This is a genomic window from Xanthomonas dyei (genome assembly GCF_002939865.1).
In the GTDB taxonomy this organism is placed as follows: domain Bacteria; phylum Pseudomonadota; class Gammaproteobacteria; order Xanthomonadales; family Xanthomonadaceae; genus Xanthomonas; species Xanthomonas dyei.
The window spans coordinates 1-8946 of the sequence record NZ_MDEE01000073.1; the positions used below are offsets into that span (position 1 = coordinate 1).

The 8946-nt window shown below is 58.5% G+C and carries 5 protein-coding genes and 1 pseudogene; 3 read left to right on the forward strand and 3 right to left on the reverse strand.

Going from position 1 to position 8946, the window contains the following annotated elements:
- Nucleotides 1-92: 92 nt before the first annotated feature.
- A pseudogene (locus XdyCFBP7245_RS22635) lies at nucleotides 93-338 on the forward strand (integrase); the annotation flags it as partial.
- A 182-nt stretch (nucleotides 339-520) separates the two neighbouring features.
- Here the strand turns inward: XdyCFBP7245_RS22635 and XdyCFBP7245_RS23940 are convergent.
- Together XdyCFBP7245_RS23940 and XdyCFBP7245_RS22645 are read right to left on the reverse strand one after the other, a co-directional pair.
- Nucleotides 521-1003: a hypothetical protein gene (locus XdyCFBP7245_RS23940; RefSeq protein WP_146091718.1), complete on the reverse strand. Its 483-nt coding sequence runs from the start codon at nucleotides 1001-1003 to the stop codon at nucleotides 521-523.
- Entirely contained in the window at nucleotides 996-5759 is a 4764-nt protein-coding gene (locus XdyCFBP7245_RS22645) for an RHS repeat-associated core domain-containing protein (protein WP_244907903.1), read from the reverse strand. Before XdyCFBP7245_RS22645 ends, XdyCFBP7245_RS23940 begins: the two co-directional genes overlap by 8 nt.
- 351 nt (nucleotides 5760-6110) lie before the next feature.
- Here XdyCFBP7245_RS22645 and XdyCFBP7245_RS22650 point away from each other — a divergent pair, with 351 nt between their 5' ends.
- Both XdyCFBP7245_RS22650 and XdyCFBP7245_RS24840 read left to right on the forward strand, forming a co-directional pair.
- Nucleotides 6111-6908 carry an NYN domain-containing protein gene (locus XdyCFBP7245_RS22650; protein ID WP_104617611.1) on the forward strand — a complete coding sequence of 266 codons (798 nt, stop codon included), beginning with the start codon at nucleotides 6111-6113 and terminating at the stop codon, nucleotides 6906-6908.
- 208 nt (nucleotides 6909-7116) lie between these two features.
- Nucleotides 7117-7485 (forward strand): hypothetical protein, encoded by a 369-nt coding sequence (locus XdyCFBP7245_RS24840; protein WP_104617612.1) that lies wholly within the window; start codon nucleotides 7117-7119, stop codon nucleotides 7483-7485.
- Nucleotides 7486-7530: 45 nt separating this feature from the next.
- Here XdyCFBP7245_RS24840 and XdyCFBP7245_RS22660 read toward each other — a convergent pair.
- On the reverse strand, nucleotides 7531-8946 hold a 1416-nt coding region (locus tag XdyCFBP7245_RS22660; protein ID WP_104617613.1), incomplete at its 5' end, for a MobA/MobL family protein.

Genomic DNA, 8946 nt, shown 5'->3' on the forward strand with positions numbered 1-8946 from the left:
CGCATCAGGCACTGAAGATGATGACGCCTGACCAAGCCTATGCCGCTACATTAACCACCTGACCTGTGCAGAAACCGATGGGTCATTACATCCACTCGCTGCGCAAGACGCTGATCCAGGAGTTGCAGGGAGCGGGTGTGGTTTCCGAGCTCCGCGCTCAGCTGGTCGGCCATGAGTTGGACGACGAGCACCACGTGACCTACAGCCGATCCTTCACCGCCAAGGAGAAGCTTGATGGGCTGCGAGGCGTATCGCCGGGCCTGTCGGCGCTGGCCTACGGGCTCAGCCTGGACGCGCTGTCGGCCTTGATGAATAAAAAACATCCGTCGTCTCCTTGAAAAAACATTCTTCAGGAGCTCGATGAAGCCAGCGAAGATAAAGACTAACAGCGGGCACAAAATCGCTTGGCACAATTAACTCTATGCCTTCGGAGATTGCGACCAAGGCTCACCGTCGCGTCAACGGACTGAGCCTTGATAGCTTCAACTAAATTAGCGAATGAGTACCATTCGAGACCAGATCAAACTCCTACCGCTGGATCCAAGCAAAGCTTCCTGTAAACATCAGGATTCACGCTGTTCCAACGATACTGCCTGCCGGAAGACTGTCCCAAAAATGCAACCTGCTGATACTTCAGCAACTCGCCACCTGCCTTCACCTCTCTGCTCTCACATGCGTAACGTATATCCGAAATAGTGACATCCACAAAACCTAGGTTTTCCTGAACAAGCCGGTATAGGCCAGCAGATAACTGGCGACCAAATCCCTTAGAAACAAACACGCCCTCCGAAGTCTTGTATGAAATCAACACAAGACCCGAATCAATATCGGAGTAAACCTTGATGTCGCCAGCATCGCTAGGCATAGCGCCCAGCGACGCCGAAGCTGAAAAATCATTCGACCTCTTAAGGCTTTCCAAATCCTTATAAGCTCTAGGAGCGTCGTAGGGAGCACACCCAGAAAGAGCAAGTAGCAGCAAAGATAGAAACTTGAACCTACTCATCCTGACCCCACTCTGGGATGTAATTGGATAAAAATGGCCGAGAGCGCTCAGGAACCAGTCCCATACACCGACGGGAGCAATCCTCGCCCATCTGACATGTCGCACCTAACCGGTTAACGTCCATATCCGCCTGATTGTCCGCCTGCATCTCATAGTGGCCGCGTCGCCTTCCATCCCCATACAACCCCAGGCGCCCGGCGTAGTAATCCTTGGTTTCCTTAAGCGCCATCATTTCCAAGACCAACTCAGGGTTCTTTGTTGCCTGCGTTGCCTTGCAAGCGGCAAGGCAATGATAGAACTGATCGCTCCCCGCAATATTTCGGCTCTTCATTTCTGAATTAAACGAGGAAAGTATCTTCATTGCCGTCGCACCACCTCGATTAGCGCCCGACTCAAATTCTGGCTGCTTCATTCGGTATTGGCCAAATTGGAATGTGCCAGACTCAAGCCCTAGCGGATCAATCAGGTAAAGCGGACTTCCTCCAACATAGCCAAATGTCGACAAACCGCCGCCCAATCCAATCGGATCACTCTGCCCATACCGCCCGGTAGCAGAGTCGTAGTCCCTGAAGTAATTTTGATTCAACCCGCTAGCCGCATCAAACCGCTGCCCCGGAAAGCGCATATCCAACACCAGCGCCGCACCATCGCCATCCGGATCCTGATTCGGCGCAGTGTTGCCGAAGGCCTCGCCCTTCAAGCTCCACCCCCACACCGCCACGTTACGAACCGGGTCAACCACTACACGCGGGCTGCCCAGGTGATCGGGTTCGATGTAGTGCAGCTTGTTGGCGTTGGCCAGCAGGCCGACCGGTAGATCGTCCAGCCAGATCACCTGTTGCTTGGGCGCGCCATTGGTGTCGTAGTCGCCCAGCCAGTGGCCGGCTTCATCGTAAAGCGTGTAGGTGTTGGTTGTGCCCAAGAAGCGGCGCACCTGTTCGCCTTTACCGTTGTAGCGATAATTCATCACAAGCACGCCTGCACGCTTGACCATGCTCATGCGGCCGGATGCGTCGTAGGGGAACTCCCGCGCCTTGCCACCGATGCTCAGCGTATTGCCTGTCTTGTCGTAGGTGCGCGCCACGCCAGCTACTGCACTCAGGCGATGATTGGTCGTTGGATAGGTGTAAGCCTGTGTAACGCTGCCGACCTTGGCGCTAAGGCGATTGCCGGTGGCGTCATAGCTATAGCCATCAATGACGGTTCCTGTGACACCGTCGGTGAGGGCTGTGAGGCGGCCGAGCGCGTCGTAGCCCAGGCCGATCTCCGGCGTCGGATTGCCGGCTGGGGTCAGTGAGGTGAGATTGCCCACCTCATCGAACCCGAACCCGACATCCAGACCGCCAACCGCTTTGTCCTGAATGGCCTTGGGGCGGTAATCCTGGTCGTAAGCTCGGGTCAGCACGCGGCCGTTGCCGTAGGTCCAGCCGGCCACCGGGCCCATGGGCAGATACGTGGCACCCTTAACCAACACCTCGCGCGAGCCGCCAGGCGCGGTATAGCCCACCTCGGCGATCTGGCCCCGCTCATTGCGGACATAGTCAACCATCGCCCCGTCCGGATAAATCATGCTCGTCAAGTTCCCGCCTGCCGTGTAGGCATAACGGACCGTCAATGCCTTGCCATTGGTCGTCTGGACCTTGCGCACCAGGTCGCCGAATCGGTTGTAGCAATACTGCGTCGTGCCGCTGCCGTCCTTCATGCTGGCCAAGCGCCCGGCTGCGAATTGCTCTCCCGCCACGCAGACGGCCGGGGCCACGTCGTAGACAAAACGGGTCTCGAGCGCTGCATCGGCATAGGTCACCGACACTGGGCGGTTCAAGGCATCGTAGGTGTAGGTGGCCTGCCGGTTAGCTGCGTCCTTCCTGGACAGCACGTTGCCTGCGTCGTCGTAGGTGAAGCCGGTGCTGCCCGTGTCGGGACTCTGTAACGCCAACAGTTCGCCCAGACCATTGCGCTTGTAGGTCGTCTTCAAGCCTTTCGGGTCCGTTACCACTGACGGTTGTCCAAGCACGTCGTATTGGAAAGCGCTCGTCGCCTTGATGTCGGAGGTGTCTTCAATACTCTGCTTCAAGCGATGCAATGCATCATAGGCATAGGTGCTTGACCTACCCATGGCGTCTATCCGCTCCTTCAACGTGCCCACTGCATCGTAGGTAAAATCCGTTGGGTTGCCTTGCGCATCCGCCTGCGTCTTCAGGCGACCGAGTTCGTCGTAAATACGGGACACCGTGAACAGCAAGGTGTTCTTGGCATCCGTGATGTCCTCCTTGATCCGGTGTCCCGACGTGTCCAGCGTGTAGACGAAGGAGTTGCCGTAACGATCCGATACCCTGGTCAGCCGGAATGCGCTGTCGTAGGTGAAGTTAGACACGTCGCCGCCCGGCAGCGCAACCTGCTTGACCAAGCCGGTGGGCCAATAGCTGTAGCGCGTAATGCGGTCATCCGTCTCCGAGCCGCTGTCCTGTCCCCGGACCATGCTTGCCGTCAGCCGACCTCGCGCATCGTAGCTGTAGTCGGTCACAACCCCATTCGGATCCTTCTGCGACAACACACGGCCGGCGCTGTCGTAACTGAGGAACTGGGTGACCTGGCCCACTGCATTGGTGATCGTCTTCAGATCCCCGCCCTGGGCTGCGGGATAGTACTCGTAGGTGGCGGCGTCGCTGAGATCTGTGCGCGCTCCGTCCACCCGCAGCAGCACTCCCAACAGGGGGCAACTTCCTGCGGTTACGTCGACCTGCTCGCAATAGGTGAAGGTCTGCTGACGCTGCTTCCCGGAAACGGCATCTTGCTCGACCTGGGTCAGTGCTTGGCCACGCTCATTGCGAGTCCATCGCTTGGACACAACCAGCCCCTGCGCCCCTTTCACATTAAGCTCGGTCAATTGATGGGTCAGCGCATCCCTCACGCTCTCGGTGCGCACCGCCTCCGGCGTGCCGTCACCGACCGTCACCGCTGATTGATACGCCGGTGCGTATTCGTAGGAAACCTTGCTGCCCGATGCGTCCGTCACGCTTTGCAGCCGACCATCGCTGAAGTAGGTGTTGGACGTGCTTGCTGCGCCTTCGGTTACGTTGTTGACCGGGCTGAAAATGGTAGACCCATACTCGAAGCGCTTGACCGCGCCAGAAGCTTGTGTGACTTCCGTAACGCCTTCGGCCACGTAGTTAAGGGTCACTCCATCGACCACCTCGGTATCGCCATGGAGAACGCTGCTGATCACGCGTCCATAGGTGTCGTAACCAAACGAAGCGTAACGCTGTCCGTTCTCCCCGGTGATACCAGTCAAATAGTTGACCAGCTGGGGCTCCGCAAGCCCCTTCTCATGGTAGTGGTAAAGGCGCTTTGCGCCGTCGGGATACGTTGCGACAATCAGATTTCCATCCACATCGTAGTCGTAAAGGACGATGCCGCCACCAGGAATCTCCATGCCCGTGACACGCCCGTCGGTATAGACGAACGTCACCGCGCGGCCATGGCCATCAACCAATCGCGCAATGCGTGTGCCGTCGTAGACCACGGTTACGTCACGGTCCGGCGAGGCTGGATTGCGCACCGCGAGCAGCTCGCCATCCTTGCCGAAATCGCGGTATTCGCCAGTTTCTTCGATGACCCGATAATACGTAGTGCTGTTGCTGATGCGGCGATATAGTCGCCCCGAATTCCGGGCACGGCCGGTGCCAGCAGCAACCGTGGTGAAAACATCCCTGTTGCCCGCCTCGTCGAGATAGGCTGTGTTGGAACTGTCGAATCGGTCGCTGTAACTCAACGACCAGCCCTCTCCGACCGGTATGACACTCTTGGTCTGATTGACGGAATGATAATATCGATTGAAAGAACGACCTGCGAACTCGAAGTCTTTCTCTTCGCGAGACTTATCGCCTGTCGTGGGATGGCAAGGGTTGTTTGTGCTGCAGCTTTGGAACTGCTTCAAGGGCGACGTGACCCAGGTGTTGTCATCATTCTTTGGCTTACAAACAGCCTCTGTCGTAAGAGCTGCCTCCGCGAGAATTAAATTTCCCTGAGAAGGCGTGAAGTTTGCTTCGCACGTCAACTTTCGCTTCTTGTAGACATTCCAACGCCACGACACCGAGACAGGTGCCCCCGAATTCGACAGACAATTAAATGTCGCGGTGAAATACTTGTCTGAGCTATAACTAACATCGCCATTTGGGAGGAGGCCCAGACCCGTCGTGTTGTAGTTCGACGTTTGAACATTAGATTTAAGCGAACAAGATTTCCCGACCTTCGCAGTTAGAATGTCCAGTGACTTGGCGATGAGTGCGCCTTCATCCGTGCACCAGGTTGTTCCAAACTCTGGGGACGCAGCGCAGCCGGGGTTTCCGACCCCGTAGATACCCAAATTGACCCCATAGGAAGGGCTAGAGACCGAGGTGGCCTTTAGAAACGGGACACGGAAATAGGTCCAGACCTCTCCCGCTCCCCGATTCAAAAAACCTCTTGAGTAGGCCTTCAAATACTGACCGATGCCTTGGTAGTCCTTGGAGTTGCGAAGGGCATCGGCAGCCTTCTCCATTGTGTCGTAGCAGCCGAGGGACAGCGCGCAGAACGTAGCTTTAGGCGGAGTTTGGGCGTGCGCAGGACTAGCGCCTAGTAATCCATAGGCACCAAAAACAACCGGCATCAAGAGCGCCGCGCAACGCGCGCTCTTTGACAGAACTGAGGAAGCAGAAAAACGCGCCACGGCCCGATTTGACACGGCAACACTCCTTGTCAGCTGCACTTGCAGCATCAGTTAGGAATCCATTCCCACCCACCCCACGCTGGCAGCGGTGGTGATTACAACCAATCCCATGAAAAGGACGGCTAGGCGTTAACGATATCGGATTAGCGATGCGGCGACAAGCAAGGCGTTTCCAAGCAGAAAGTATCGTCTTAAATCATGGTGGCATCGTCAGCGGCAGTGGTTCGGGGCACCCCGGATGCAACGAAGTCAGACCGTTGCAGAAAGCCTGTTCGGCAGGTTTGCTTTCAGTGTTGACATGATCAGAGCTCCGCGCTCTTCCCTCTTGCTAGCGCCCGCTTGCCATGGGGGAGTTGCTGACGCCATTGTCTGTCTGCGTAAAACTTGGATCTCGCCGGCATGAGCAACCCGAACAGCCCGCATGAAGCACGTGTCGCGGTATTGGTCGACTGCGACAACGTGCCGACCGACATCGTCGAGCACGCGTTGCTCATGGTGGCCCAGTTCGGCCGGGTCGTGCTGCGCCGTGGGTATGGCAACCACAACACCCTTGCCAACAAGTGGCAGGAAGTCCTGGTCCGCCAGGCGTTCACCCCGTGCCTTCAATACCAATACGCCTCCGGCAAGAACACGGCCGACATCGCTTTGGCGCTCGACGCCTTGGAGGCGTTGTTCGATCACCGAGCCGACACCTTTTGCCTAGTGACGAGCGACTCGGACTTTTCTTACCTTTGCCGCAAGCTCCGGGAGCGTGGAGCGACGGTCTTCATCGTGGGCGAGCCCAAGACCCCGGATGCTTTGCGCAACGCCTGCGACCAGTTCTTCGAATGGGACCGGAAGGCCAAGGAAGCGGCAGCACCCGAAGTCCAGGGCAATGAACTTCCTGTCCTGAAATCGGAGGCGGCGAAAGAAGAAGCGCCCCGCGCTGAAGCCAAGCCGCTACCCAAGCGCCGCCCTCGGTTCTTGGTTGAAGCCGTCACCCTGCTGACGGGAGACACCTCTGAAGGCAAGGTTGGATTGGGAGCACTGGGTCAATACCTCAAACGAACCGACCCGTCCTTCTCACCCAACCTCTATGGCCATTCGGGGTTGCTCAATATGGTCAAAACCTACGACCTGCTGACCACGCAACGGGAGGAGACCGGCGGCTGGTCGGTCAGCATCGCGCACAAGCCAGAACCCGCCGATACGGCGTGATTGCTCCCATTGCCTCAGCGGACCATGTGCTTCTACAAACGACAAATCGGGGACGCCGACCCAGTTGAAATCTTTCCTATCCGTCAGATGGCATAACTGCCATCGAATTTCTTCGCGTATTCAAATTTGTGAAATGCAGCCACAAGCGAGCTCTTGCTTAAGTATCGTTTCTTGGTTGGATGAGGGCTTACCCAACACAGGAGCACCCATGCACCACCAAACACAAATCCAAGTCGCCAGTCGCCTGCTCGGCCACCTCCTCCAGCAACACACCACACGCCTTCCCCCTAACCAAGTCGAGGACATCCAATACTCACTGGATTTGGCTGCAGAGTTGCTACGGCTCGGCGCGCCAGGGCCGGCCAGTCAAACCCAGGCGTCAGCCATGGCACCTTCTCAACCCATCCTCGTCAAACGAGCGGCCGTGGATCGCAGCGTCGTGCCGACCATGCCTACCTCCATTGAGGAGTGGCGAGAGGCGCGCAAGAAGAAGGATCAGGACAACGTCCCCCGCCCCAAGGAGCCCATTGGGATTGAACGCGCAGACTTGCGCCCTCGCCCTCGCGCCTGCCGCTAGGGCCCAAGGAAGAAAGCCCCGCATCTGCGGGGCTTTCGATATCCATCAGGGCCGCGGCCGTCGACTTGTTGGGTGCGGCACTGGCACCGGGGAGAGCTTGGGCACTGCTGGGGCAGCGTTGATCGGCGCAACAGAGCGAAGAACGGAGTCGAACTCTGGACTGGCAAGCATCGCTTCGCTCCACTGCTCCACCTGAGCCGCGCGGATCTCAATCTCGTTCTCGTCGTCGTTCCACCGCTGCTCGGAGACCGCTGCCCGGGCTGTCGCCAATTCGGCTGTGCGTTTTTCCAGCACGGCCAACCGCCGTCCTCGTCGCTTTTCCCATTCTTGAGAGGACCACTCGCCATCGGGCCGAGGATGGTCGCCGTTAAACTGCTCCCACGCCTGCTCAGCTAGGTGGAAGAGCTTCTCGGCACGCCCCAAGGCGCTGGTTCGTTGGGCGAACTTCACGACGCTGCGCTTGAGGCGGCCCAGTCGTTCGACCAGCACATTGAGCCACCTACGCACATCGACACCATCGAGAAGGGCAGCCGCATAAGTCGTCCACTGCCCCACTAGCCGCTGAGTTGCGGTCAACGCCAGGTCGGGCCGGGTGGAGAGGATCTCTGTCAGAACCCGAGCCACCTCGGCGACAAGTTCACTAACGGGGCGCAGCGGTCGCACCTCCGCATCTTCCGCAGACCAACCAAGCGCTTCGGACAGGCGCATGCCTCGAAGCCCGTGGATCTCCAAACCAGGCACAGAAGACGGAAGGTCTTTTGTGGAGCCAACCCTGTGTCGACGGTCGCGCTGCGCCTGGTCGTGGCTATGACCAGCGGAGCCCAGAGTCGCCCTGCCCTCCTGCTCAGCTTGAGCGAGCAACCGCTCGAAGGCTTCCTCATTTTCACGAACGATGCGGGCGTTCTCGGCAGCACGTTCGGTCATCACGCCTTTGCGGGCCAGTGCTGTGGCCGTCTTACCCACGTGCTTTGTGGGCTGGCGGGACAGCACCATCGCTTCGGCCCAGTCCCCGCGGGCCAGGGCATCTTCGGCCTGGACTTCCAAGCGACGGTGGTCGACCCGGGCATCAATGCCGGCCGAGGCCAAATGCTCGTTGATGGTGGAAGCCATGGTTTGGCGGATCCACTCGATCTCGATCTTGCCCGACGCCCCGCCGTCCAGCTCTCGTGTCTTCTCGGCGAAGCCGTCGCTGGTCAGTCGGCGCGTGGTGGCCAGCAGGTGGACATGGTGGTTCAGCCCATCGCGGGAGCCTGGGGAGTGGATGCTGGCCTGCAAAGCGAAACCGTAGCGGGCGACCAGGGCTTGCCCAATAGCCACAGCGAGATCGGACCGCTGCTCGTCAGTGAGTTCGTGGGGCAAGGCCACTTCGAACTCACGGGCCACCACCGAGTTCTTGCGGTTCTCCGCCGCCTCGGCTTTCGGCCAGAGCTCCCCAGGGATCAACGCCCAGTCGGGCGCGTC

What these genes read in the sequence shown, in the direction of transcription:
- XdyCFBP7245_RS23940 (WP_146091718.1), bottom strand. Translation starts at nt 1,003, where the DNA reads ATGAGTAGGTTCAAGTTTCTATCTTTGCTGCTACTTGCTCTTTCTGGG.
- XdyCFBP7245_RS22645 (WP_244907903.1), bottom strand. Translation starts at nt 5,759, where the DNA reads ATGCTGCAAGTGCAGCTGACAAGGAGTGTTGCCGTGTCAAATCGGGCC.
- XdyCFBP7245_RS22650 (WP_104617611.1), top strand. Translation starts at nt 6,111, where the DNA reads ATGAGCAACCCGAACAGCCCGCATGAAGCACGTGTCGCGGTATTGGTC.
- XdyCFBP7245_RS24840 (WP_104617612.1), top strand. Translation starts at nt 7,117, where the DNA reads ATGCACCACCAAACACAAATCCAAGTCGCCAGTCGCCTGCTCGGCCAC.